The organism is Nocardioides eburneiflavus (assembly GCF_004785795.1).
In the GTDB taxonomy this organism is placed as follows: Bacteria; Actinomycetota; Actinomycetes; order Propionibacteriales; family Nocardioidaceae; genus Nocardioides; species Nocardioides eburneiflavus.
Map to the genome: position 1 here is coordinate 998,452 of NZ_SRRO01000001.1, position 25,318 is coordinate 1,023,769.

Genomic DNA, 25,318 nt, shown 5'->3' on the forward strand with positions numbered 1-25,318 from the left:
CCTTGTTCGAGAGAGTGGGGGGCAACGCGTGCGGGAGAGCGCGACTGCGGTGGAGGAGACCCGCACCGGGGGACTCGGCATCCGCTGCGAGGGGGTCGTCCACCTCTACAAGACCTTCGGCGGTCACGACGTCGTCGCGCTGCGCGGCGTCGACCTGACGATCCGCCCCGGCGAGCGGGTCGCCTTCCTCGGCCCCAGCGGCTCCGGCAAGTCGACCCTGCTGGCCCTCCTCGGCGGCATCCAGAAACCCAGCGCCGGCAGGATCTACCTCGGCGACGAGGAGGTCTCGCGGATGGGCGAGCGCTACCTCGCCCGGATCCGCTCCCGCCAGGTCTCCACGATGCTCCAGGGCGCCACCCGCAACCTGCTGCCCTATGCCACGGCCCGCCAGAACATCGCCTTCGCCCGGCTGTCCCTCTCCAGCGGTGCTCGCGAGCAGGGGATCCCCGACGTGGAGCTGCTCGACCGCGTCGGGCTGCTCGACCAGGCCGACCAGGTCGTCTCCACCATGTCCGGCGGCCAGCGCCAGCGCCTGGCCCTCGCCTGCGCGGTGTCGACCTCCCCGCGCCTGCTGCTCGCCGACGAGCCGACCAGCCAGCTGAGCCACGCCGACCGCGACCACGTCCTGCACCTGATCCACTCCCTCGGCGACGACTTCGGCACCACCATCGTCGTGGTCACCCACCAGCCCGAGGTCGCCGCGACGTTCCCGCGCACGGTCACCATGAAGGGCGGCCGGGTCGGCGCCGAGGGCCACGGCGGGTCCGAGTACGCCGTGGTCGGCGAGGACGGCGTGCTGCACCTGCCCGGCCACATCGCCGCCGAGTGGCCGCCCGGCACGCTCGTCCGGTTCGAGGACGACGAGCAGGGCCGCATCATCGTGACCCGCGCCAGCAGCGAAGGGGCGCCGACATGAACGAGCTCACGCTCGACGCGATCACCTACGTCAACGGCCGTACGCTCCTCGACGACGTGAGCGTCACCTTCCCGGCCGGCAAGGTGACCGCCCTGTCGGGGCCGAGCGGCTCCGGCAAGACCACCCTGCTCTCCATCGCCGGCGGCCTGCTCCAGGCCACGTCCGGCACCGCTGCCCTCGACGGTCGCGAGATGTGGACCGGCAGCGGCGACCCGCTGCCCGAGGTGGCGTTCGTCCTCCAGGTCTACGGCCTCGTCCCCATCCTCTCGGCCCGGGAGAACGTCTCCATCGCGCTGCGCGCCCGAGGGGTCGCCCCTGCCGACGCCGACGAGGCCGCCGAGGCCGCGCTGGCCCGGTTCGGCATCGCCGACCTCGGCGAGCGCCAGGTCGAGGAGCTGTCCGGAGGCCAGATGCAGCGCGTGGCCTGCGCCCGCGGGTTCGTCGTCGGCGCAGAGGTCCTCCTCGCCGACGAGCCCACCTCCGAGCTCGACGAGGGCAACCGCGGCGTCGTCCTCGCCGAGCTGCGCGAGGAGGCGGCGCGCGGAGCCGTCGTCGTCGTCGCCACCCACGACCCCGCCGTCGTCGAGGCGTGCGACCTCCACGTCGCGCTCGACGAGGGGCGGGTCGTCCGTTGAGCCGTGTCCTCCGGGGCGCCTGGAGCCGCCGAGGCGCGCTGACGACCCTGGTCCTGATGACCGTGGTGGTCGTCGGCGGCGCCGTCACCGTCCTCCAGTTCGCCGGGGCCGCCGGCACGTCGCCGTGGCTCACCGCACCCCTGCTCCTGCTCGGTGCCGTCGCGGTGCCCAGCATCGGTGCTGAGCTCGCGGTCGCCCGTCGCGAGGAGATCGGCCTGGCCCGGCTGCGCGGCATCCACGGGCTCCGCCTGTGGCGCTTCCTGCTGGTCGAGCCGCTGCTCGCCATCACCCTCGGCGCCCTGGTCGGACTGGCGGTCGGAGCTGCCGGGACGCTGCTCGCGACGTCCACCTGGCTGGACGGGTCGGCGCCCGCGATCGGCCGACCCGCACTGCTGGCCGCCGCGGGCATCGCGGGCGCCGGTCTCGTCATCGTCGGGCTCTCGGCAGGGGCCGCGCTGCGCGAGCCGCTGGCGGCCCAGGTGTCGGCCCGTCGCCGCCCGCGCCGGGCGACGACCCTCGCCGTGTTCCTGAGCGTCCTCGTGCTCGTCGGCGCCGGCGTCGCGGCCTACCGCAGCCGCACGGGCGACGGCGAGCCAGACCTCCTCGTGCTCCTCGGCCCGGCCCTGGTCGGCCTGGCGCTCGGGCAGGTCGCGACCTGGGTGGTCCGGATCGCCGCGCGTGGCCTGACTCCGGCCACCGAGCGACGCGGCCTCGGCGCCTTCCTGGCCGCCCGGCGGCTCGCCCGCGCCGACGACCTCGTCACGCCCATCCGCCTCGTCGTCGCAGCCGCCGTCGTGGGCTCGCTCGCGCTCAGCGGCGCCGTCGCCGTCAGCGGGTGGACCGCCGAGCAGGCCGCGGTCGAGGTGCCGGGTGCCTGGACGATCGACGCCAGCGAGCTCGGCGCGATGGGAGCCGTGGACCTGACCGAGCGCGCCGACCCCGAGGGCCGCCACCTCCTCGCGACGGCCATCGTCCGCAACGAGACCCGGCTGCCCGAGCGCCGGGCGTACGTCGACGCAGCGCGCTGGGACGCCGTCGTCGGCGACTTCTACGACGGGACCCCGGCACGTGCCGCCTCCGACGCGGTCTCCCGCCTCGACACGGGGATGGCTCCCGTGCAGGTCACCGGTGAGCGGCTCGACGTGACCATGACCGGCCTCGAGGTCCCCGGGGTGCGCACCTTCCGCGGGCCCGATGGCCAGGACGTACGGGTCGGGGGCGGGCGCCTGGTGCTGACGCTCAGCTTCGTGAGCGCGGCCAACACCTCCGGCGCGGTGGCGGTGAACCTCGCCGTCCCCGACGACGGCACTCCCGTCCGCCGGTCGGTCCGCGTGCGAGCCTGCGCGGAGGGCTGTGTCGTCACCGGCCTGACGATCGACCGCGACAGCAACGGGCTCCTCGACGACAGCGACTTCGTCGTGCTCGTCGAGGAGCTCGCCCTCGGCGACGACGACCTGCTCGCCGAGGCCTGGACGCCCGACCCGTCGTCCGTCGAGTCGGCGCTCAACAACCGTTTCATCCGCAGCTACGAGCCGCCCGACGTGATCGCGGTCAACCGGGCCGACGGTCTCCAGCTGGCGCTGCTGCCGGGGGTCCCGCTCGCGCTCGACCTCGACCTCGGCCCCGCCGAGGTGCCCGTGCTCGTGGCGGACGAGGCCGCACCCCAGGCGCTCGACCTGGGCGGCGACGACCGCGTCACCGAGGTCCTCGGCGTGGCCCGGTCGATGCCGCTCGTCGGCACCGTCGGGACCCTCGCCGACATCCGTGCGTCCGCGGTCGGCTCCGGCCCCACCGTCCCGTCAGCCGAGGTCCAGATCGTCGCCGCGCCCGGCACCCCGCAGTCCGTGCTCGACGAGGTCGCTGCGGCCACCAACGCGCAGTGGCGCACGAGGCAGGCCGTGCGGGAGTCGCTCGGCGAGCGCTTCGGCGGCGCCCAGTTCGTGGCGTACGCCCTGACCGCCCTCGCGTGTGCTCTGGTCGCGCTCCTCGCCCTGGGCGCCGGCGTGGCGCGGCACCGGCGCGACTACCGCCGCGACGTCGCCTCGCTGCGCGTGCTCGGCATCTCGACCGGCACCGCCCGCCGCGCGGGGCGCGCCGAGCTGGTGAGCCTGACCGTCCTCGTGCTCGCCGGCGTCGTCGCCGGAGGATGGCTCGCGGTGACGCTGCTGCTCGACGGCCTGCCCCTCCTGACCATCCCCGTCGCCGGGCTGGCCCTCGACACGGCCCCGCACGCCTGGCCGCTCGCGATCCCCGCGCTGGTCTCGGCCGCCGCCGTCGTGGTCGTCGGCGGGCGGGCCCGCGCCGTACGCGCCGCCACCACCCGACCCAGCCTGCTGCGCGAGGAGGACGGCGCGTGAACCAGCTGTCCTCGATGCTCGGTGCGATCCTGCGCGGCCTGCGGGCCCGGGCCCTGCTCAGTGCGGGCTCGGTGCTGCTCACCGCCCTCGCGGTCGCCTCGGCGGTGCTCGGTCCGATCTTCGCGGCCGCGGTCACCAACTCCTACGTCGTCACCCGGTTGCGGGAGGCGCCGCCCGCGCTGACCGGGCTCAGCCGGGTCTTCGCCCCGGACTCCCCGTCGTCCAGCGCCGACGCGGTCGCCCAGGCCGTCGCGGGCACCGAGTCGCTCAACGAGGGGCCTTGGGGCGGGACGGCAGCGATCGTGCAGTCCGAGCGGGTCATGGCCCTGCGCGGCTCGGTGGAGTTCTGGGCGCGCGACGGCGGCTGCGAGGCGCTGGAGGTCACCGGCCGGTGCCCCGAGCGCGACGGAGAGGTGCTGCTGCTCGAGAAGGCCGCCGAGCAGCAGGGGGCCGAGGTCGGGGAGCAGCTCGAGCTGGTCGGCTTCGAGCCGCCGGCGTTGCAGCAGCTCGGGCTGCCCCGCCCGGGGCTCCGGACGGTCACGGTGGTCGGCACGTACGCCACCCCCACGGACGCCACCGACTGGCTGGTCCCGCAGCGGCTGACGTCCACCAACGAGGCGGTCAGCGACAACCCGGGCGGCGGCTACACGCCGTACTCCCCGGGTCCGGTCATCACGACCCCCGGCACCGTGGAGGCGATGGGCGACTGGACGGTCCGCGTCGACACCTTCCTCGACGTGCCGGCCGACATCACGCCCGCCGAGCTCTCCGTGGCGGCGCGCTCGGCCGCGACGATCCCCGACGACGAGGCGGTCGAGGTCGAGGGCGGCACGCTGGTCGACGACGGCACCAACGACCTCGCCGCCGTCCTCGACGAGGTCCGCACCCAGCAGGACACCGCCCGCAGCTCCATCGCCCCCGCCGTCCTGTCGCTCGTGCTGGTCGCGCTGGCGCTGCTCATGCGGCTGCTCAACGCCGCCAGCGAGCTGCGGGTGCCGGAGCTCGCCCTCGCGTCCCTGCGCGGGGTCACCTCGCGCCGGCTGTGGGGGCTCGGGCTCGCCGAGCCGCTCACCATCCTCGTCATCTCCGCCCCCCTCGGCATCGCCCTCGGGCTCGGCAGCGGCCTGCTGCTGGTGCGCTCCTGGCTGGTCCCCGGACTGCCGCTGCCCGTCGTGGCGACGAGCTGGGTGGCGGCGGCGCTGGTGCTGCTGGCCGCCCTCGCCGTCGCGTGCGTGGCCATCGGGCTGGTGGTCCGCGAGTCGCTCGCGTCCCAGCTCGCGGGCGTACGTCGGCCCGCCGCGGCACGGCGCTGGTCGGTCATCGCCCAGCTCACGCTCGTGGCCCTCGCGGCGGCGGTGCTGCTCAGCAAGCTGTCCGGCACCGGCGGCGGTGACCCGGACGCCACCGACCTCCTGCTCCCCGTGCTGCTGGCGGTCGTGGCCGGCCTCGCCGCGACCAGGACCACCGCGGCGCTCGCCACCTGGTGGACCCGTCGCTCGCGGGGTCGGTCGCTCAGCGGCTTCGTCTCCTCGCGCGCGATCTCGCGGCGCCAGGAGGGCACCCTGATCATCCTGCCGATCACCGCCGCGATCGCGGTCTCGGTGTTCGGCGCCGGCGTCTACGACTCGGCCGCGGCGTGGCGCACGAGCGTCGCGGCGACGGTCTCGCCGGCCCACACCACGTGGCACTCCCCGGTGAGCTATGCCGAGACGCTGGAGCTGACCCGACGCGTCGACCCCGAGGGCGAGTGGGTGATGGCCGCGGGGTCCGTGCTCAACCCGGGTGCGCACTTCTCCGTGGTCGACAGCAGCCGTCTCGCCCGGGTCGCGACGTGGCCGCCGACGTGGAGCCCGGGACGCGACGTCGAGCAGGTCGCCGAGGACATCGCCCCGCCGGGCGCGGTGCCCACGTTCTCCGGCAGGCGGATCTCGGTCACCGTCGACAGCCGGGTGGAGAGCGACGAGCCGCTCGCCCTCGAGGTCCGGTTCGGCCGCCGCGACGGCATCCCGCTGAAGGTCTACCTCGGCCCCTACGGCACGGGTGAGTCCACGCGGTCGGCCAAGGTGCCGTGGTGCCGGGACGTCCCGTGCCCGATCGAGGGGATGACTCTCGGCGGCGGCGCGGGCACCAACACCGCGATGTCCGGCGAGGTCGCGGTGACCGCGGTCCTGGCCGACGGCCGGCCCGTGCCCGGTGTCATCGAGGGAGCGGACTGGGTCGCGACCCCCGACCCCGCCGTACGCTCCTCGATCACCGACCTCCGCGAGGTCGACGGCACCCTGGAGATGACGGTCGACACGGGCGACTCGGTCGGCATGGCGCGCCTGACCGCCGGCGGCATCGTCGCGCAGCGCCCGGCCCTCGCCGGTCCCAAGGTCCAGGACACGGCCCTCGCCAAGCTCGAGGAGGGGTTCGGCCTCGTCCGGGTCGAACCGCTCGGCGGCATCGGCGCGGTGGAGGGCATGCCGTTCACCGGCCCGTCCGGCCTGCTGGTCGACTACTCGTCCTTCATCACCGACCGGCCCGTCTACAACAGCAACCTCGACACCCGCGTGCTCCAGCGCGAGGGGGCCCCGGCCGAGATCACCGACGCCCTCTCCGCGGCCGGGCTCACCGTCGAGACCACGCTCGCCCAGGAGCAGCGCGTCCTCGACCAGAGCGCGTACGCCCTGGCGCTGCGGCTCTACGCCGTGGTGGCCGCGCTCGTGCTCCTGATGGCCCTCGCGGGACTGTTCGTCAGCGCCGCCGTGCAGCTGCCCGCCCGTCGTCGCGACGCCGCGGCGCTGCGCGTCGTCGGCGTGCCGCGCTCGTCGGTGATGGGGGCAGTGGTGCGCGAGCTCGCCGTGGTCCTCGGCGGCGCCGCGATCGCCGGCATCCTGGCCGGCTCGCTGGCGCAGTGGGTCGTGCTGCGCTCGATCACGCTGGGGTACGCCGAGGGGCTGGCGACGCCGGCCCTGGTGGCGACCATCTCACCGCTGCGCCTCGTCGTGCTGGCGCTGCTCGCGGCGGCCGTCTTCGGAGCGGTCGCCCTGCTCAGCGCGTCGATGACCGTACGGGGAGCGCGGGGGGCGACGTTGCGCGAGTCGGCCCGCTGACGGTCAGGGGCAGCAGGGGTCGAAGCGGAACCCGACGCCGCGGATCGTCCGGATCCACTCGTTGCTCGCAGCGGCCCTGCGCAGCTTGCGGCGCAGGTTGGCCAGGTGCACGTCGACGACGTGGGTGCTGTCGGGGACGAAGTCGCTCGCCCACACCGCACGCATCAGGTCCTGGCGCGCGACGACGACCCCCGGGTTGCTGACCAGGTGGGCCAGCAGGTCGAACTCGGTGCGCGTCAGGTCGATCTCCTCGCCGCCGACGAGGACCTCGCGAGAGCTGCGGTCGAGGGTGAGGTCGCTGCAGCCCAGTGCTCTCGTCGGACCTGGCGTGGGGTCGGTCCGGGCATCGGCGACGGCCGGCTGCTCGACGCCCACGCCCATGACGTCGCTGGTGCGCGGGCGACGGAACAGCGCCGCGACCCGCGCCTGCAGCTCACGCATCGAGAACGGCTTGACCAGGTAGTCGTCGGCGCCGACCTCGAGGCCGACGAGTCGGTCGACCTCGTCCGTACGTCCGCTGACGACGATGACGTAGCAGTCGCTCGTGGTCCGGATCCGGCGGCAGACCTCGACCCCGTCGATGTCGGGCAGCGTGAGGTCGAGCGTCACCAGGTCGGGCTGCACCTCGTGAACGAGGGCCAGCGCCTCGGCGCCGGTGTGCGCGACGACGACGTCGAACCCCGCCAGGTCGAGGAGCTGGGAGATGGCGTCGCCGACATCGCGGTCGTCCTCGACGACCACGGCTGTCCGTGCGTTCATCATCCGCGTGCTCCCCAGTTGACGCTTCCACTACCCGATGGCGCCAGGTCCAAACCCCGGTCTTTCCAAGCGGGCGCGAGCCACCCGCTGCCGATGCTAGGCGGCAGCGGGTGGTTGCGTGGTCGTTCTGGGTGCAGCACCCCCCGACGGAGGCTCGTAGCCCGCTCGTGAGCGGATCAGAAGTCCAGGCCCCGGGCCCAGTCCTCGGAGTCGATCCGGGCCACGAGGTACGGGCCGCCGCCGGCGCGGCGATCCTGCTGGCCACCGTCCTCGCGGTCCATCCGGTAGCCGATGCCGCGGATGGTGTGGATCCACGTGGCGTCGGAGTGCCGGCGCAGCTTGCCGCGCAGGTTGGCCACGTGCACGTCCACGAGGTGGTGGTCGTGCGTCAGCGCGCTGCTCCAGATCGCCATGACCATCTCCTCGCGGGTGCAGACCCGTGAGAGGTGGCTGGCGAGGTACTCCAGGACGTCGTACTCGATGCGCGTCAGGTCCACGATCGATCCGTCGACCTGCACCTCGCGGCGGGCCGAGTTGATGACCAGCCCGGCGCCCGCGTTGATCGTGGTCGGCTCGTCGGCCGGCTGCGACGGGCTGGGCACGTGCGGCACGTGGTTGGCCGACGCGTCCTCGGCCGTCGCGCCGGAGCGCGGGCGGCGGAAGAGTGCCGCCACCCGGGCGCGCAGCTCGCGCGGCGAGAACGGCTTGAGGACGAAGTCGTCCGCCCCGACCTCCAGGCCGATCAGCTTGTCCACCTCGTCGGACCGCGCGGAGACGATCACGATGTAGCAGTCGCTGGTCTCCCGGATGCGGCGGCACACCTCGATGCCGTCCATGTGCGGCAGCGTCAGGTCGAGCGTCACGAGGTCGGGTGGATCGGCTGCCGCCACGCCCACCGCTGCCCGTCCGTCGCGCGCCGAGGTGACCCGGAAACCAGCCCCCTCCAGGGTCTCCACCAGCGCGGACGAGATGTCCGGATCGTCCTCGACGACCAATGCATGTAGTTCTTGCACGTCAAACCCCCACATATGCGAAGGCAAGGGCCCCACGCCCTCGCCGTGGCGCCGCCCGATCGGCGTCGGTTGATGTTAATCCCATCAACGGTCCAGAGATAGGGAAGTTCGAGCGGACGAACAGGTTGTCTAGACCGGGCGCTTTGACGGAATCTTTTGCTGCGGACGATGCAAACTGCGCTTTCCATGGTCTATAGCAGGTCGATAGCGCGATTGACCCACACGCTCTCCGTCTGCATCCCCACCCTTTGGTAGAGGCCGAGCGCACCCGTCCGCGAGTCGGTGCTGAGCTCGGAGGTGGTCGTGCCGTGTGCGCGCGCCTGGGCGAAGGAGTCGACCAGCAGCGCCTGGGCGATCCCGCGGCCGCGCTGGTCGGCCCGCACGGCGAGCCGGTCGACGTACCCGGTCGCGCCGTTGTCGGAGACCAGGACCAGCGAGACGCCCACGACCTGCCCGGCGCCGTCGACCGCGACGCGCAGGTTCCACGGCTCGAAGCCCGGCCGGCCGAAGGTCGCCGCGGCGAAGTCCTCGTACGGCTCGCGCTCGCGCACCGACCACTCGAGGAACGCGTCCTCGAGGACGTCGTGGGCTGCCCTCGCGTCGTCCGGCCCGGCCGTGCGGATGGCGTACCCCTCCGGCAGGTCGCGCTCCGGGATGGTGGCTCCCTCGGGCAGCCGGAGCACCCAGCTGGTCCAGCGCACCCGGAAGCCGAGCTCCTCCAGCAGCCGGTCGCCGGGCGAGCCCTGCGGGACGGGCATCCCGACCACGCTCGAGCCCACGCGACGACCGAGGTCCTGGAGCCAGCGGGCCAGCCAGGCGCCGATGCCGCGTCCGCGGTGGCTGGGCAGCACCGACGTGTCCGCGCGGTCGGCCCCCATCAGCTCGGCGTACGCCACCAGGGTGTCGCCGTCCCAGACGCCGATCGAGCGCGCGCCGAGGTCGTGGCTCGGCTTGGCCCAGTCGCTGACGATGTCGGCCTCCTCGATGACGACCTCGCCGATGTCCTCGAGCTCCTGCGCGGCCATCAGCCGGTGGACGGCGGTGGCGTCGGTGGTGCGGAGCGGGCGGGTGGTCAGTCCCGCGGGAAGGCCGGGCGTCTCGGGCATGGGCAGAGTGTGCTGCGTCACGTGCCCCGCTGTCGCGCGGTTATCCGGCCCTCGAGGAATGTCCTGATCCCCCGTGAAGCCCTACCGTGGTGAGCGTGAACGACGAGCATCCCGCGCCCGAGCAGACCTTCTCCGACCTCGGCCTCTCCGCCGAGGTGCTCAAGGCGCTCTCGGACGTCGGCTACGAGACCCCCTCGCCGATCCAGGCGCGCACCATCCCGCCGCTGCTCGAGGGGCGCGACGTCGTCGGCCTCGCCCAGACCGGCACGGGCAAGACCGCTGCCTTCGCACTGCCGATCCTCTCTCGCCTCGACCTCTCGCAGAAGAAGCCGCAGGCCCTCGTCCTGGCCCCGACCCGCGAGCTCGCGCTCCAGGTCTCTGAGGCCTTCGAGCGCTACGCCGCGCACCTGCGGGGCGTGCATGTCCTCCCGATCTACGGCGGCCAGGGCTATGGCGTCCAGCTGTCCGCGCTGCGCCGCGGCGTGCACGTCGTCGTCGGCACGCCGGGCCGCGTCATGGACCACCTCGAGAAGGGCACGCTCGACCTCAGCGAGCTGCGCTTCCTGGTGCTCGACGAGGCCGACGAGATGCTCAACATGGGCTTCGCCGAGGACGTCGAGACGATCCTGGCCGACACCCCCTCCGACAAGGACGTGGCGCTGTTCTCCGCCACCATGCCGAAGGCGATCCGCCGCATCGCGGAGAACTACCTCTCCGACCCGGTCGAGATCTCGGTCAAGGGCAAGACCTCGACGGCGTCCAACATCACCCAGCGCTACCTCATCGTGTCGTACCCGCAGAAGGTCGACGCCCTGACCCGCATCCTCGAGGTCGAGAACTTCGAGGCGATGATCGTCTTCGTCCGGACCAAGAACGAGACCGAGACCCTGGCCGAGAAGCTGCGCGCCCGGGGCTACTCCGCGATGGCGATCAACGGCGACGTCGCCCAGGTGCAGCGCGAGCGCACGGTCAACCAGCTCAAGGCCGGCAAGCTCGACATCCTCGTCGCCACCGACGTCGCGGCCCGCGGCCTCGACGTCGAGCGGATCAGCCACGTCGTCAACTACGACATCCCCACCGACACCGAGTCCTACGTCCACCGCATCGGCCGTACGGGACGCGCCGGGCGCAGCGGGGACTCGATCGCCTTCGTCACCCCGCGTGAGCGGCACCTGCTGCGTGCGATCGAGAAGGCCACCAAGCAGCCGCTCACCCAGATGCAGCTGCCGACCGTCGACGACGTCAACGCCACGAGGCTCACGCGCTTCGACGACCAGATCACCCAGGCGCTGGCGCAGCCGGAGCGCATCGACTTCTTCCGCGACGTGGTCGCCCACTACGTCAGCGAGCACGACGTCGCCGAGGTCGACGTGGCCGCCGCGCTCGCCGCGGTGATGCACGGCGAGCAGCCGCTGCTGCTCGAGGCCGAGCCCGAGCCGCGCCAGCGCTCCTTCGAGGAGCGCTCGAGCCACGGCGGCAAGGCCGACCGGTCGCCCCGCGAGTCGCGCAGCGGTCAGCCGATGGCGGCGTACCGCATCGAGGTCGGCAAGCGGCACAAGGTCGAGCCGCGCCAGATCGTCGGCGCCCTGGCCAACGAGGGCGGCCTCTCGCGCGGGGACTTCGGCTACATCTCGATCAAGCCGGACTTCTCCGTCGTCGAGCTCCCCGCCGACCTCCCCGCCGGCACCCTCGACCGGCTCGCGAGCACCCGGATCTCCGGCAAGCTCATCGAGATCAAGCCCGACAACGGTCCGTTCCGCGGCCGTCCGGGCGGCGGACACCGGAAGGGCGGCGGCTACAAGGGCAAGAACCCCCGCTGAGCGGGCGCGTCCTGACGACGTCCGCGCGGCGAGTGGGCGCGTCCTGACGACGTACACGCGTCGAGTCGGCGCGTCCTGACGACGTACGCGCAGCGAGTGGGCGCGCCCTGACGACGTACACGCGTCGAGTCGGCGCATCCTGAACGCGAAGTTGTCAGGATGCGCCGACTCGGGGGTGAGGCGGTGTCAGGATGCGCCTACTCGGTCAGGCCTTGATGGCGGAGACGTCGAACTCGAGCTTGATCTTCTCGGAGACGAGCACGCCGCCGGTCTCGAGCGCGGCGTTCCAGGTGAGGCCCCAGTCCTTGCGGTTGATGGTGGTCTCGCCCTCGAAGCCGACGCGGACGTTGCCGAAGGGGTCCTGGGCGGAACCGGTCTGCTCGAAGTCGATGGCGACCGACTTGGTGACGTCCTTGATGGTCAGGTCGCCGGTGATGGTCCAGTCGCTGCCGTCACGCTTCACGTCGGTCGAGACGAAGGTGATGGTCGGGTAGGTCTCGGCGTCGAAGAAGTCGCCGGACTTGAGGTGGCCGTCGCGGTCCGCGCTGCCGGTCTCGATCGAGGCGACCTGGATGGTGAGGTCGACCTTGGACGCGGCGGGGTCCTTCTCGTCGATGTGGGCGGTGCCCTCGAAGGCGCCGAACTGGCCACGGACCTTGGTGACCATGGCGTGGCGGGCCACGAAGCCGAGGCGGCTGTGGCTGACGTCGAGGGCGTAGTCGCCGGTGATGTCGTCGATGGCGGTGGTGGGGGCGTCGAAACCAGTGGTCATGTCAGATGCTCCTGCGTGGGTTGGGTTGGTAGAACTTTCAACCACCGTAACGACCGATCCCCGCGGTCCATTCCCGGCCGCACGGATTTCTTCGAGCTCCTCCGGAAATGCCCGCGAGCCACGCCCCGGACGGGGCGTGGCTCGTGCGTGTGAGCTGAGTGCGACTGACGGTCAGGCGGCCTGCGTGGCGACTGCCCCGGCCACCGACCAGCGTGCCTCCATGTGGGTGCGACCCGACTCGTCGGTGACGGCGACCCAGGTGCAGACCGGCTTGCCGGTCATCGTCTGCTTGCTCATGTGACACCTCCCGTTCACTGTCCGTTCACCTACGATAGCACCTCCCCACTCTCACACCACGATTTCCCTCGATCCCGGTCCACGACCTCCACCTGCGCACCCGTGCGTGCGCGCGACGGCCCTGTGTCCCCCACTTGGGGGTGGTGGGACTGGCCCTGGAGGACCTTGTCGAGGCCATACGTACCCAATCTGCCCGATATCGGGCAAGAAGTTGGCCATCGTTGGTGACAACGCGCAGACTCTCCGGGTGCCCGATCCTGCGCTCGTCTCCCACGTCGTCGCCACGACCTCGTTGACGGCGGGTGAGGCCGCCCGGGTGATCGAGGACGTGATCGCCTTCCACGCCCAGCCCGTGGAGGTCTACGTCCGGGCCCGCCACGCGAGCCTCAAGGCGTACGGCGCCCGGAACCCCGAGATCTTCGCGCGCATCGCCGAGGAGCTCGCCCACCGGGTCGTGGCCGCGCCGGAGCTCTCCGAGCGCCAGCTGCGACGCATCGTCTACGGCTGACCGTGGTCTCGAGGCTCGCTCCGCTCGCACCTCGACCACCGAACCCCAACCGCACCTAGAGGAGAACCAGGAAACATGTGTGGAATCGTCGGCTACATCGGCGGCCAGGAGGCCGCTCCGGTCGTCCTCGAGGGCCTCACCCGCCTCGAGCACCGCGGGTACGACTCGGCCGGCGTCGCGGTCCTGGGCGGCCGCGGCATCCGGGTCGCCAAGCGCGCCGGGCGCGTACGCGACCTCACCGGCGCCCTGCCGAAGCGGTTCGCCGGCAGCACGGGCATCGGCCACACCCGGTGGGCCACCCACGGCCCGGCGAGCGACGTCAACGCCCACCCGCACACCGACGAGACGGGCCGCGTGGCCGTCGTGCACAACGGCATCATCGACAACTCGGCCGCCCTGCGCGCCGACCTCACCGGTGCGGGCGTCGAGCTGACCAGCGACACCGACACCGAGGTGCTCGCCCACCTCGTCGCGCGCAGCGACGCCGACACCCTCGAGGGCAAGGTCCGCGACGCGCTCGGCGCGGTCGTCGGGACGTACGGCCTCGCGGTGCTGCACGCCGACTTCCCCGACCGCATCGTCGTCGCCCGCAACGGCAGCCCCCTCGTGGTCGGCGTCGGCGACAAGGAGATGTACGTCGCCTCCGACCTGGCCGCGATCGTGCGCCACACCACGACCGTCGCGATGCTCGACGACGGCGAGATGGCGACCGTGACCGCCGCCGGCTTCACCACGATGCGCCACAGCGACCTCGCGTCCACCGGCAAGACCGCCGAGGTGGTCGACATCGACGCCTCGGCCTATGACGCCGGGGAGCACGAGTCGTACATGCGCAAGGAGATCCTCGAGCAGCCCACGACCGCCCAGGCGGTGCTGCGGGGGCGGCTCGACGAGCGCTTCGGCACCGCGCACCTCGGTGGCCTCGACATGGACGCCCGCGACCTCCGCGCCGTGCGCCGGGTGAAGATCCTGGGCTGCGGCTCGGCCTACTACGTCGGGCAGATGGGCGCGGCGCTCATCGAGGAGCTCGCCCGCATCCCCGCGGACGCCGAGGCGGCCAGCGAGTTCCGCTACCGCGACCCGGTGATCGAGCCGGACACCCTCTACGTCGCGGTCAGCCAGTCCGGCGAGACCATCGACACCCTGCTCGCGGTGCAGGAGATCCGCCGCAAGGGCGGGCGCTGCGTCGGGCTGGTCAACGTCGTCGGCTCCGCGATCGCGCGCGAGTGCGACGGCGGCATCTATCTCCACGCCGGCCCCGAGGTGGCGGTCGCGAGCACCAAGGCGCTGACCAACATGTTCCTCGGCTTCGCGCTGCTCGCCCTCCAGCTCGGGCGGGTGCGCGACCTCTCGATCGCCGACGGCAAGCGCCTCGTCGCCGGGCTGGAGCGGCTGCCCGGCCAGATCGAGGAGGTCCTCGCCGCCGAGGCCGACCTCGTCGACGTCGCGAAGGAGCTGGCCGAGGCGCGCAGCCTGTTCTTCATCGGCCGGGTGCGGGGCTTCCCGGTGGCGCGCGAGGGCGCGCAGAAGTTCAAGGAGATCAGCTATCGCCACGCCGAGGCCTACCAGACATCGGAGCTCAAGCACGGCCCGCTCGCGCTGATCGACCCCGAGGTGCCCACCGTGGCCCTGGTGCCCTCCGACGAGCTGACCGAGCGCAACATCGGCGCGCTCCACGAGATCGACGCGCGGCAGGGTCCGCTGGTCGTGATCACCCACGAGGACGTCGACCTGGGCGAGATCGGTGCGCGCCGCATCGTCGTGCCCCGTAACGAGCCCGAGCTCGACCCGATCCTGCTGACGATCCCGCTCCAGCTGCTCGCCTACCACGCCGCGCAGCACCTCGGCCACGACATCGACAAGCCCCGCAACCTCGCGAAGTCGGTCACCGTCGAGTAGGTCCGACCGGCCGGAGATGGACTGGGCGCCCCTTGCCGCATGGGGTCGGCAAGGGGCGCGCCGAGCAGAACCTTCCCACCAGTCCTGCGTCCTGTCCGGGGATCACCCGAACTACCGGCGGATTTTGCTGTGGTGTGGACCACCGGTCCTGTGGGGCGACCACGCGCGAGCGCTCCGGGACCTCTCCGCGAGGTCGAGGGCGCGCCGCGCGAGCGGCTCGGCGACGGTCCGGTCGGCGGCGACCAGGCCCACCCGTGTGCGTCGCTCGAGCAGGTCGTCGACGTCGTGGGCGCCCTCGTGCGTGACGGCGAACACCAGCTCGGCGAGGGTCACCGGCACGTCCTCCGACACCGGGGCGAGCAGCTCGTCGTCGCCGAGGCCGGTGACCTCCCGCGCAGTGGCGAGCACCAGCGCGGCGTCGGTGCCGAAGCGGCGTACGAGCCGGGTCGGCGCGGGGACCCGCCGCAGGGCGTCGGGAGCGGCGGCGCCGAGCAGCGGTAGCGTCGCGGTCCGGCTCGGCCCGGCCTCGAGCCGGCCCGCCGAGACGAGCGCGTCGAGAGTGTCCTCGGCCATCCGGCGGTAGGTCGTCAGCTTGCCCCCGACCACCGTCGTCACGCCGGTGCTCGAGGTGAGGATCGCGTGGCGGCGCGACAGGTCGGCGGTCGCGTCCGTGCCGGCCACCTCGAGCAGCGGCCGCAGCCCGGCGTACGCCCCGACGACGTCGTCGCGCGTCGGCGGCGTGGCGAACGCCGAGGCCACGACGCCGAGCAGGAAGTCGATCTCCGCCTCGCTGGGCACGGGCACGTCGGGCACCGGGCCGGTGACCGGCTCGTCGGTGAGTCCGACGTAGATCGTGCCGTCGGGCTGGGGGAGCACCATCGCGAACCGCGCTCCCGTCCCCGGGATCGGCACCATCACCGCGACCCGGGTGTGGGGCAGCGTCGTCCCGCGCAGGACCAGGTGGGTGCCGCGGCTCGGCCGCAGCCGGACCTGGTCGTCGAGGTCGCCGGCCCACACGCCGGTGGCGCTGACCACGGCCCGCGCCCGGACCGCACGGGTGGCACCGGTCAGCCCGTCGACGAGCTCGACGCCCGTGCCCGTCGCTGCGACGACGCGGGCGCGGGTGCGGACGTGGGCACCGTACGAGGCCGCGGTCCGGGCGACAGTGACGACGAGGCGGGCGTCGTCCTCGAGCTGCCCGTCCCAGGCGAGGAGGCCGCCGCGCAGGGTGTCGGCGCGCAGGGCGGGGGCGAGGCTGAGCGCCTCGGTGGCGTTGAGCCGGCGCGGACGGGGGAGCGTACGGGCGGTGGTGCGGGCCGCGCGGCGCAGCGCGTCGCCGGCGTGGAGTCCGCCCCACGTGAGGGCGGCGCGGCCGCGGGGCATCGCGTCGTTGACCGGGGTCAGCATCGGGAGCGGGTGGACCAGGTGCGGGGCCGTGACGTCCATCAGGATGCCGCGCTCGACGGCGCTCTCGTGGGCGATCGCGAGCCGGCCCTGGGCGAGGTAGCGCAGGCCGCCGTGCACCAGCTTCGACGACCAGCGCGAGGTGCCGAACGCGAGGTCGTGCGCGTCGACGGCGAGCACCGACAGCCCGCGGGTCACCGCGTCGAGGGCGACCCCCGCGCCGGTGATGCCGAGCCCGACCACGACCACGTCGACCTCGCCGGGGACCCCGGCGAGGCCCGGCGTGATCCGGTGCTCGACCGGGGTGGTCACTGGGGTGGTCACTGGGGCTCCAGCGTCCGGGCGATGAGGCGGGTGTACTCGTCGTCGAGGTCGTCGAGCCCGATCCGGTCGTCGGTCATCGTGAGCGCGGAGAACACGAAGCCGTGACCGGCCAGCGTCAGGGACCGGGCCATCAGCACCGGGTCGCCGGCACGGACGGAGCCGCCCTCCTGGCCGGCCATGATCCCGGCCGCGAGGATCTCGATGAGCGCCTCCTGGGAGCGGCCGCGGCGGTGGAGGAGGTAGGGGAGCATCAGGTCGGGGTCGAGCTCGACGATGCGGACGAACAGCTCGTTGTCGCGCAGCGCGCGCACCGTCGACAGGGCTGCGGTGGCGATCCCCTCAGGGGTCGTGGCGGCCGCGGCGTCCGCGGCGGCGGCCTGCGTCGCGGCGGCGATCCCCACCCACTCGCGCGTCATCAGGTCGCCGAGCAGCGAGCCCATGTCGGGCCACGCGCGATAGATCGTCATCCGGGAGACGCCGGCGCGGCGGGCGACCTCGGTGAGGGTCGTACGCCGCCACCCGACGTCGAGGATGCAGGCGCGCGCCGCGTCGAGGTAGGCGTCGAGCCGTGGGTCGCCCGACGGACGGTCGATGTGACGAAGTGACGACATGTGTCACACTGTAACGCATGGACCACCAGACGCCCACCACCGAGATGCACCCGCAGCGCTGGGGCGACCCCGCGTCCGCCGTCGAGCTGCCCGAGTCCGCGCGCGGTCTGGTCGACCTCGCCTTCGGCCTCCAGGACCGGCCGGCCACGACCGGGGCGACCCCGCCCCCGTCCGTCCTCGACGACGACCTGCTCGACGGGCTGCGCACGATCGTGGGCCGCGAGCACGTGCTCGTCGACGACGCGACCCGCGCCCTGCGTACGCGTGGCAAGTCCACCCCCGACCTGCTCCGTGCGCGGGCAGGCGACCTCTCCGACGCACCGGACGCGGTGGTGCGCCCCGACGGGCACGCGGAGGTCGAGGCGGTGCTGGCGTGGGCGGACGAGCACCGCGTCGCGGTGGTGCCGTTCGGCGGCGGCACCTGCGTGACCGGCGGCCTCGCGGCCCGGCGCGACGGCTTCGCCGGGCTGGTCTCCCTCGACCTGGTGCGGATGAAGCGGCTGCTCGCCGTCGACGACGTCTCGATGACCGCGACGCTCCAGCCGGGCCTCCGCGGCCCCGAGGCGGAGGCGCTGCTCGCGGCCCACGGACTCACCCTCGGTCACTACCCGCAGTCGTTCGAGCACGCCTCCATCGGCGGCTTCGCCGCGACGCGCTCCAGCGGGCAGTCCAGCGCCGGGTACGGCCGCTTCGACGCGATGGTCGTCGGGCTCACCGCGGCCACCCCGACCGGCTCGCTCGACCTCGGCTCGGCGCCGGCCAACGCCGCCGGCCCCGACCTCCGCCAGCTGGTGCTCGGCTCGGAGGGCGCCTTCGGGGTGATCACGTCGGTGACCGTCCGCGCCCGCCGACTCCCGGAGGTGAAGGCGTACGAGGGCTGGCGGTGGCCGTCCTTCGACGCAGGCGCCGATGCGATGCGCACGCTCGCCCAGGCGGGCCTGCTGCCGACGGTGCTGCGGCTCTCCGACGAGTCCGAGACAGCGATCAACCTCGCCGACCCCTCGTCCATCGGGGGTGCCGACGACCCCGGCTGCCTGATGATCACCGGCTACGAGGGCGCCGCCGCACAGGTCGCCGCCCGGCGTGAGGCCGTCACCGCCGCGCTGACCGGGCTCGGCGGGACCCCACTGGGCACCGAGCCGGGGGAGAAGTGGGTGCAGGGACGGTTCCACGCGCCCTACCTGCGCGACGCGCTCCTCGACCACGGCGTCCTCGTCGAGACCCTCGAGACCGCGACGTTCTGGTCCGACCGCGAGCGCCTGTACGCCGACGTCAAGGCCGCGCTCACCGACGTGCTCGGCGAGGGCGTGCTCGTGCTCTGCCACGTCTCGCACGTCTACGAGACCGGCTGCTCGCTCTACTTCACCGTCGCCGCCCGGCAGGGCGAGGACCCGATCGCCCAGTGGCAGGCCGCCAAGGCCGCCGCCAGCGACGCGATGATCGCGGCCGGCGCCACCATCACCCACCACCACGCCGTCGGCACCGACCACCGGCCGTGGTTGGCCGAGGAGGTCGGCGAGGTCGGCGTACGGATGCTGCGCGCGGTCAAGGCCGAGCTCGACCCGGCAGGGATCCTGAACCCCGGAGTCCTCATCCCGTAGCCGCTCGCACCTCAACCACCGAGGGATGCGAAGGACCAGACCAGCAGCTCGGTCTGCTCGCTCGCGGTGACGACGTGGCCGGGCTCGTCGGAGAGCCGTACGGCGTCACCGGCCCCGAGTTCCAGCCCGGCGAGCGAGGCCGCACCGGTGGCGGCGAAGACGTGCTGGCGCGGGTCGTCGGGCAGGACCACCGAACCGCCCGGCTCGAGCCGGGCGACGAGCAGGCGGGCGCCGGCGGCACCGACCGGGAGGCCGCTGCGGCCGGCCACCTCCACGAGCCCCGACGCCGGTTGCGGCGCATCGCCCACGACGTACGACGGGTTCGCGCCGGGCGCCGACGGCGTCAGCCACGCCTGGACGAAGCGGCACCGCCCCGACTGCGGGTCGGCGACCTCGCTGTGGCGGATGCCGGTGCCGGCCGAGAGCACCTGCGCGCGCCCGGCCTCCACGACGTGCTGCGCGTCTGGACGAGCCGAGTCGGTGTGGACGAGCGCCCCCTCGAGCACCCACGTGACGATCTCCAGCTCGGAGTGCGGGTGGTCGGGATAGCCGGCGCCCGGGGCGATCTCGTCGTCGTTGTGGCAGACCAGCGGGCCGAACCCGAGGTTGGTGGGGTCGAAGTGCGGGCCGAAGGAGAAGGAGTGGCGCGTCAGGCGCCCCCTGACGGCCTCCGACGACCTGTCCGATCCGGCGTACAGCGCCACTGTCATGCCGATATCTTCGCGGGTGTGGCCCCCCCGCACGACTTCCCCCTGCTTCCCCCCGGTTTCCGATTCGGCACCAGCACCGCGAGCTACCAGATCGAGGGCGCGGTGGCCGAGGACGGGCGCGGCCCGAGCATCTGGGACACCTTCACCGCCGAGCCCGGCCGGATCGCCGACGGGAGCACCGGCGCGGTCGCCTGCGACCACTACCACCGGGTGGAGGAGGACGTCGCGCTGATGCAGGAGCTGGGCACGGGGGGCTACCGCTTCTCGATCGCCTGGCCGCGGATCCAGCCGACCGGTCGCGGACCGGCCAACGAGAGGGGCCTGGCCTTCTACGACCGGCTCATCGACACGCTCCTGGCCAACGGGCAGCAGCCGATGGTCACGCTCTACCACTGGGACCTGCCGCAGGCGCTCGAGGACGACGGCGGCTGGCTCAACCGCGACACCGTCGACCGGTTCGCCGAGTACGCCGCCATCGTGGGCGAGCGCTTCGCCGACCGCGTCGAGCACTGGATCCCGGTCAACGAGCCCAACGTGGCCTCGATCCAGGGGTACGGCATGGGCGTGCACGCGCCCGGCAAGAAGCTGCTGTTCGATTGCCTGCCGGCGGCCCACCACCTGCTGATGGCCCACGGCCGGGCCGCGATCGAGCTGCGCCGCGCCGGCGCGACCTCGGTCGGGTGCGCCAACAACCACGCGCCGATCTGGCCGGCCAGCGACGACGACGCCGACGTCGGGATGAGCAAGATCTTCGACGCCCTCTGGAACGGCGCCTTCCTCGAGCCGATGCTGCTCGGTCGCTACCCGGCGGACCTGATGCCGCTCTTCGAGGAGTTCATGGCCGAGGGCGACCTCGCGACCATCCGCCAGCCGCTCGACTTCTACGGGGTCAACTACTACAACCCGATGAAGGTCGCCGCGGCCGACGAGGACTCGGAGACCCCGTTCGAGTTCCGCGAGGTGGTCGGCTACCCGACGACGGACTTCGGCTGGCCGATCGTCCCCGACGCGCTGCGCGAGTTCCTCGTGATGTTCCGCGCGCGCTTCCGCGCCGCGCTCCCGCCGATCATGATCACCGAGTCGGGCTGCAGCTACGGCATGGGTCCCGACGAGAACGGCGTCGTCGACGACCAGCCCCGCATCGACTACCTCCGCTCCCACGTCAACGCCGTCTCCGAGGCGATCCAGCGCGGTGTCGACGTCCGCGGCTACTACTGCTGGTCGCTGATGGACAACTTCGAGTGGGCCGAGGGCTACACCCAGCGCTTCGGCCTCGTCCACGTCGACTACGAGACGCTCCAGCGGACCCGCAAGAACTCGTTCCACTGGTACGCCGACCTGATCGCCGCGCAGCCGCAGCACCTCTGACCTTGGTTTCGACTCGGGCTCGTTCCTCGCCCGGCTCAACCAGCGGTGGGCGGGTGGTGGCCGCTGGTGGAGCAGCCGGGGTGGCCGCTGGTTGAGCAGCGAGCGCAGCGAGCGTGTCGAAACCGCGGACCGGCTGGCCTTGGTTTCGACTCGGGCTCGTTCCTCGCCCGGCTCAACCAGCGGTGGTCGTTCCTCGCCTGGCTCAACCAGCGGTGGTCATTCGTCCCCCGGCTCAACCAGCGGTGGTCGTTCCTCGCCCGGCTCGACCAGCGGTGGTCATTCGTCGCCCGGCTCAACCAGCGGCGGAGCCAGGGAGACCCACCGATAGGCTGCGAGACATGACCAAGAGGCGCGTCGTGTTCGTCGTGGGCTCGGGCCGCAGCGGCACGAGCACGATGGCCGGAACCCTGCGCACGCTGGGCCTGCACGTGCCCCAGCCCGAGGTCGTCGCGGACGCCACCAACCCCAAGGGCTTCGGCGAGCCGCGGTGGGTGGTCGACCTGCACACCGAGCTGCTCGCCCGCAGCAACGTGCAGGTCTCCGACGCCCGCCCGCGCGCGTGGCTCGACACCGGCACCACCAGCGGGGACCACGCCACCCGCGAGCGGGTCGCGGCCTGGCTCGACGAGCAGTTCGCGGTGGGCGACGAGCTGGTGATCAAGGACCCACGTGCCTCGTGGTTCCTCGGCCTCTGGCGCGCGGCCGCCGACCGCTGCGACGCCACGTCGTCGTACGTCACCATGCTGCGCCCGGTGACGGAGGTGGTCGGCTCCAAGCAGACCTACTACGGCCCCACTGGAGGGCAGAGCGGTGCCGGGTCCGACCAGGGCGCGATCACCCGCACCGCCGCCTGGGTCAACATGATGCTCCACACGGAGCGTGCGACCCGCGGCCAGCAGCGCGCCTTCGTCCGCTACGGCGACCTGCTCGACGACTGGACCCAGCCCGTCTTCGCCCTCGGCGAGGCCTTCGACCTGCAGGGTGTGAAGACCGCGATGGCCGTCGACATCGCCGAGGTGCACCGCTTCATCGACCCCTCGCTGCGCCGAGTGACGATGACGTGGGACGACATCGGGGTGCCCGACCGCCTGCGCGACCTGGCCGACGAGACCTGGCAGGCGCTCGACGCGATCGCCTCCGACGACTCCGCGAAGAACCAGGAGTGGTGCGACCAGCTCCGCACCGCCTACGCCGGGCAGTACGCCGAGGCGGAGGCGTTCGCCCACTCGACCGTGGTTGCCCAGCGGCGCCGTGCCGCGGCCGACGCCCGCCGCGAGGCGACGGCCCAGCCCGATCGCAGCGTCGCCGACCGCGTGCCCCACGCCGTACGGGCCATGGTGCCGCCGGCCGCCCGCCAGAAGCTCCGCAAGGCGCTGCGTCGGGAGCGATCGTCCCGGCAGGATCGGGCCTGATGCCCGACATCGCGTCGCTCGAGGGGGACCCGGCGTACGACGTCACCTGGCCGTGGACGTCCGGCGAGCCGCTGGTGCCCGGGCTCACCTGCGTCTTCCGGGTCCGCAACGAGGCGCGCAACCTGCCGTGGGTGCTGCCGCCGATCTTCGCCGCGGTCGACCACGTCCTGCTCGTGGACAACGGGTCCGACGACGGGACGGCCGACGTGGCACGACGGGTCGCGGACGAGTGCGGGGCGAGCGACCGCCTCACCGTCCTGGACTACCCCCACCGGGTCGCCCGCGCCGGCGGCGAGCACCTCGCCACCCCGTCGACGAGCGTCCACTCGCTGACCCACTTCTACAACTGGTGCTTCTCCCACGTCCGCACGACCTACTCGATGAAGTGGGACGGCGACATGGTGCTCACGCCCGAGGGCACCGGCATCCTGCGCGACCTCGCGTGGCAGCTGCAGTCGACGCGCGCGATCGTCGCGATGCCGCGCCACCCGCTCACCGTCGTCGACGAGTCGACCGGCTGGCTCGACCTGTCGCTGCGCTTCCTCGAGCCCTGGGTCTACCCGATGGGCCCGGACTTCACCTTCGTGAAGGCCTTCGACTGGGAGCTGCGCGAGTTCCCTCCCGGCGTCGAGCGGATCGTGCTCCAGCAGGGCCTCGTCCTCGAGGTGAAGTGGCTCGACGCCGACGAGTACGCGCACTGGCGCCGCGACGGGGTCGACTTCACCAACACCCGGCTCTACCGCAAGCTGCGCGAGTTCGAGGTCGACGAGGCCATCCGCAACGGCGACCCGGACGCGCTCGGCGGGCTCGTGAAGGTCACTGCGCCCGAGGGCGTCCACATCATCGACCACGTCAGCCGCGACTGGCTCTGGCGCCAGCCGCGACCGCTGGTGCAGCACTCCCTGCCCGCCACCCTGAAGGAGCGCGTGCGACCGTGACGCATCCCCTCCACGACCTCCGGCTGCCGGGGCCCACGCTGGTCCTGGTCGACGACTCCGACGGCCTCGCGCTCGACGCGCTGCGGGGCATCGAGGACGTGCCCGGGATCGAGCCGACCGTCGTCCCGCTGTCGACGCTCGACGGCCCGCGCAAGGGTTGGGGCTCGGTGCTCGTGGTCGCCGCCGACCGGGCCCGGCTGCGCCGGATGGCGAGCGCCGTGCCGCTCCTCGGGCAGTGCAAGGCGGTCGCCTGCTGGCTCACCGACTCACCGACCCCGTGGGTGCTGGTGCCCCGGCCCGAGTGGCCGCGGCTGGTGCACCTCGCGGCCCGGGAGACGGGCGACCGTGGCGTGCTGACCGTGGCCCGCTTCGCGTCGGGCGCGCGCGCCCAGCTCGTCGTGATGGAGATGGCCCGGCAGGCCGCCGGGCCCGGCGACACCACGCACGGCGGCCTCGTCGTGTCGTACGCCGGCCGTCCCGCCGCACCCGGCCTCGACGCCCGGTCGGTGCTGCTGCCCGACGTCGCCGGCGCGGGCGATCCGGCGCGCGACGTGCCGCCGGACGTGGTCGTCGCGCGCCGCGGCGGGGCGCCGGTGGAGGTCGCCGAGCACCACGTCATCGACCGCGCGCCGACCGTCGTCACCGACCCCGGCCCCGAGCCGGTCGACGAGCGGGTCTTCAACCCGATCGGCTTCCGCAAGGACTGGGACCACCCCGTGGTCGACCTCGCGAGGCTGGTCGACCGGGTGGGCCCGGGTCCTGTCACCGAGGGCGTCGTCGCCGCGGCCCGCGCGTTCCAGGGCGTACGCCTCCCCGCCGACACCCGCACCGCCGACCTGCTCGCCCTCGCGATCTCCGGCGTCCCGCTCGTCACCGAAGGCGTGCTCGACGTGGCGCCCCCACTGGCCGAGGCGCTCGACGCCGAGGTCGACCTCGACGACCCGCTGCGGCGCGAGGAGCACAGCCTCGCCGTGCGCCGCGCCGCCTTCGACCACCACTCCACGCTCGCCTGGCGCTCCGCGCTGGCCTCGCGCGCCGGCGTACGCCACGTCGCGCTGCCCCCGGTCAGCGCGCTGCTGCCCACCAAGCGCCCCGAGATGCTCGACTTCGCGCTGCGGCAGGTCGCGCGCCAGCGGGGCGCGGAGGTCGAGCTGGTCCTCGCCGCCCACGGTTTCGAGCCCGACCGCGAGCTCGTACGTCGTGCGCTCGGCGACCGTCCGCACCAGGTGCTCACCTTCGACGAGTCGGCCTTCTTCGGCGACGTGCTGACCGCCGCCGCGCACGCCGCGTCGAGCGAGGTGCTGCTCAAGGTGGACGACGACGACTGGTACTCCCCCGACGCGGTCCACGACCTGCTGATGGCCCGTCGCTTCTCCGGCGCGGACGTCGTCGGGATGCCGTCGGAGTTCGTCTACCTCCACCGCAGCGACCTCACCGTGCGCCGCATCCACCCCTCCGAGCTCTTCGCCCGGTTCGTGGCCGGCGGCACGCTCCTGCTCGACCGCGGCCTGCTGCGCTCGCTCGGCGACTTCCGGCGGGTGCGCAGGTTCGTCGACGCGCAGCTGCTCGCCGGGGTCGAGGCGGCCGGCGGTCGCATCTACCGCACGCACGGCCTCGGCTACGTCCTGCGACGCACCGGTGCGGGACACACCTGGCAGCGCGACGACGAGGAGTTCCGCCGACCTGACATCGTGGCCTCCGAGTGGAAGGGGTTCCGACCCAGCCTGGCGCTGGAGGCCGATCCGCTCGACATGCCTGACGGGGGGAGCTAGG

General features: G+C 73.2%; 20 protein-coding genes. 12 read left to right on the forward strand and 8 right to left on the reverse strand.

Annotation, left to right across the window (positions count from 1 at the left end):
* Window positions 1-28 precede the first annotated feature (28 nt).
* Genes EXE59_RS04765 through EXE59_RS04780 form a run of 4 tightly spaced genes read left to right on the forward strand, consistent with a single transcriptional unit; the run spans window position 29 to window position 7,003 of the window.
* On the forward strand, window positions 29-916 hold the full coding sequence (locus EXE59_RS04765; RefSeq protein ID WP_246056505.1) for an ABC transporter ATP-binding protein: 888 nt from the start codon (window positions 29-31) through the stop codon (window positions 914-916).
* Window positions 913-1,551, forward strand: coding sequence for an ATP-binding cassette domain-containing protein (locus EXE59_RS04770; RefSeq protein ID WP_135837872.1), 639 nt, complete (start codon window positions 913-915; stop codon window positions 1,549-1,551). The genes EXE59_RS04765 and EXE59_RS04770 overlap by 4 nt, the downstream gene beginning before the upstream one ends.
* A complete protein-coding gene (locus EXE59_RS04775; protein WP_135837873.1) occupies window positions 1,548-3,908 on the forward strand; it encodes a hypothetical protein in 2,361 nt (786 codons plus the stop codon). The genes EXE59_RS04770 and EXE59_RS04775 overlap by 4 nt, the downstream gene beginning before the upstream one ends.
* Window positions 3,905-7,003 carry an FtsX-like permease family protein gene (locus EXE59_RS04780; RefSeq protein ID WP_135837874.1) on the forward strand — a complete coding sequence of 1,033 codons (3,099 nt, stop codon included), beginning with the start codon at window positions 3,905-3,907 and terminating at the stop codon, window positions 7,001-7,003. The genes EXE59_RS04775 and EXE59_RS04780 overlap by 4 nt, the downstream gene beginning before the upstream one ends.
* Before the next feature lie 3 nt (window positions 7,004-7,006).
* On the opposite strand, the gene EXE59_RS04785 is transcribed toward EXE59_RS04780, so the two are convergent.
* The 3 genes from EXE59_RS04785 to EXE59_RS04795 all read right to left on the reverse strand — a co-directional run bounded on the left by EXE59_RS04785 (window position 7,007) and on the right by EXE59_RS04795 (window position 9,881).
* Window positions 7,007-7,762 (reverse strand): response regulator transcription factor, encoded by a 756-nt coding sequence (locus tag EXE59_RS04785; RefSeq protein WP_210428888.1) that lies wholly within the window; start codon window positions 7,760-7,762, stop codon window positions 7,007-7,009.
* Between the two features lie 176 nt (window positions 7,763-7,938).
* Window positions 7,939-8,790 (reverse strand): response regulator transcription factor, encoded by an 852-nt coding sequence (locus tag EXE59_RS04790; protein ID WP_135837876.1) that lies wholly within the window; start codon window positions 8,788-8,790, stop codon window positions 7,939-7,941.
* A gap of 176 nt (window positions 8,791-8,966) precedes the next feature.
* Window positions 8,967-9,881: a GNAT family N-acetyltransferase gene (locus EXE59_RS04795; RefSeq protein WP_135837877.1), complete on the reverse strand. Its 915-nt coding sequence runs from the start codon at window positions 9,879-9,881 to the stop codon at window positions 8,967-8,969.
* Window positions 9,882-9,976: 95 nt separating this feature from the next.
* Between EXE59_RS04795 and EXE59_RS04800 the strand changes: the two genes are divergently transcribed.
* Window positions 9,977-11,701 (forward strand): DEAD/DEAH box helicase, encoded by a 1,725-nt coding sequence (locus EXE59_RS04800; protein ID WP_246056507.1) that lies wholly within the window; start codon window positions 9,977-9,979, stop codon window positions 11,699-11,701.
* Window positions 11,702-11,906: 205 nt separating this feature from the next.
* Here the strand turns inward: EXE59_RS04800 and EXE59_RS04805 are convergent, their stop codons facing one another.
* Window positions 11,907-12,473 (reverse strand): YceI family protein, encoded by a 567-nt coding sequence (locus tag EXE59_RS04805; RefSeq protein WP_135837879.1) that lies wholly within the window; start codon window positions 12,471-12,473, stop codon window positions 11,907-11,909.
* Between the two features lie 171 nt (window positions 12,474-12,644).
* Window positions 12,645-12,770, reverse strand: coding sequence for a hypothetical protein (locus EXE59_RS24775; protein ID WP_281280291.1), 126 nt, complete (start codon window positions 12,768-12,770; stop codon window positions 12,645-12,647).
* 247 nt (window positions 12,771-13,017) lie between these two features.
* Between EXE59_RS24775 and EXE59_RS04810 the strand changes: the two genes are divergently transcribed.
* Both EXE59_RS04810 and glmS read left to right on the forward strand, forming a co-directional pair.
* Window positions 13,018-13,278, forward strand: a complete 261-nt coding sequence (locus EXE59_RS04810) for a hypothetical protein (protein WP_135837880.1) — start codon at window positions 13,018-13,020, stop codon at window positions 13,276-13,278.
* A 75-nt stretch (window positions 13,279-13,353) separates the two neighbouring features.
* Window positions 13,354-15,177 (forward strand): glutamine--fructose-6-phosphate transaminase (isomerizing), encoded by a 1,824-nt coding sequence (gene glmS / locus EXE59_RS04815; protein ID WP_135837881.1) that lies wholly within the window; start codon window positions 13,354-13,356, stop codon window positions 15,175-15,177.
* A 111-nt stretch (window positions 15,178-15,288) separates the two neighbouring features.
* Here glmS and EXE59_RS04820 read toward each other — a convergent pair whose 3' ends face one another.
* Entirely contained in the window at window positions 15,289-16,905 is a 1,617-nt protein-coding gene (locus tag EXE59_RS04820) for a glycerol-3-phosphate dehydrogenase/oxidase (protein ID WP_135837882.1), read from the reverse strand.
* A complete protein-coding gene (locus tag EXE59_RS04825; RefSeq protein ID WP_135837883.1) occupies window positions 16,902-17,516 on the reverse strand; it encodes a TetR/AcrR family transcriptional regulator in 615 nt (204 codons plus the stop codon). Before EXE59_RS04825 ends, EXE59_RS04820 begins: the two co-directional genes overlap by 4 nt.
* 17 nt (window positions 17,517-17,533) lie before the next feature.
* Between EXE59_RS04825 and EXE59_RS04830 the strand changes: the two genes are divergently transcribed.
* Window positions 17,534-19,117 carry an FAD-binding oxidoreductase gene (locus EXE59_RS04830; RefSeq protein ID WP_246056509.1) on the forward strand — a complete coding sequence of 528 codons (1,584 nt, stop codon included), beginning with the start codon at window positions 17,534-17,536 and terminating at the stop codon, window positions 19,115-19,117.
* A gap of 11 nt (window positions 19,118-19,128) precedes the next feature.
* Here EXE59_RS04830 and EXE59_RS04835 read toward each other — a convergent pair whose 3' ends face one another.
* Complete coding sequence (locus EXE59_RS04835) at window positions 19,129-19,827, reverse strand: pirin family protein (protein WP_135837884.1); 699 nt, start codon at window positions 19,825-19,827, stop codon at window positions 19,129-19,131.
* A gap of 18 nt (window positions 19,828-19,845) precedes the next feature.
* Between EXE59_RS04835 and EXE59_RS04840 the strand changes: the two genes are divergently transcribed.
* The 4 genes from EXE59_RS04840 to EXE59_RS04855 all read left to right on the forward strand — a co-directional run bounded on the left by EXE59_RS04840 (window position 19,846) and on the right by EXE59_RS04855 (window position 25,317).
* The gene (locus tag EXE59_RS04840; protein WP_135837885.1) at window positions 19,846-21,195 is read left to right on the forward strand and encodes a GH1 family beta-glucosidase; all 1,350 of its coding nucleotides are present in this window, start codon (window positions 19,846-19,848) and stop codon (window positions 21,193-21,195) included.
* Between the two features lie 338 nt (window positions 21,196-21,533).
* Window positions 21,534-22,607: a sulfotransferase family protein gene (locus EXE59_RS04845; protein ID WP_135837886.1), complete on the forward strand. Its 1,074-nt coding sequence runs from the start codon at window positions 21,534-21,536 to the stop codon at window positions 22,605-22,607.
* The gene (locus EXE59_RS04850; protein WP_246056510.1) at window positions 22,607-23,545 is read left to right on the forward strand and encodes a glycosyltransferase family 2 protein; all 939 of its coding nucleotides are present in this window, start codon (window positions 22,607-22,609) and stop codon (window positions 23,543-23,545) included. Before EXE59_RS04845 ends, EXE59_RS04850 begins: the two co-directional genes overlap by 1 nt.
* Entirely contained in the window at window positions 23,542-25,317 is a 1,776-nt protein-coding gene (locus EXE59_RS04855) for a glycosyltransferase family protein (RefSeq protein WP_135837887.1), read from the forward strand. The genes EXE59_RS04850 and EXE59_RS04855 overlap by 4 nt, the downstream gene beginning before the upstream one ends.
* Window position 25,318 lies beyond the last annotated feature (1 nt).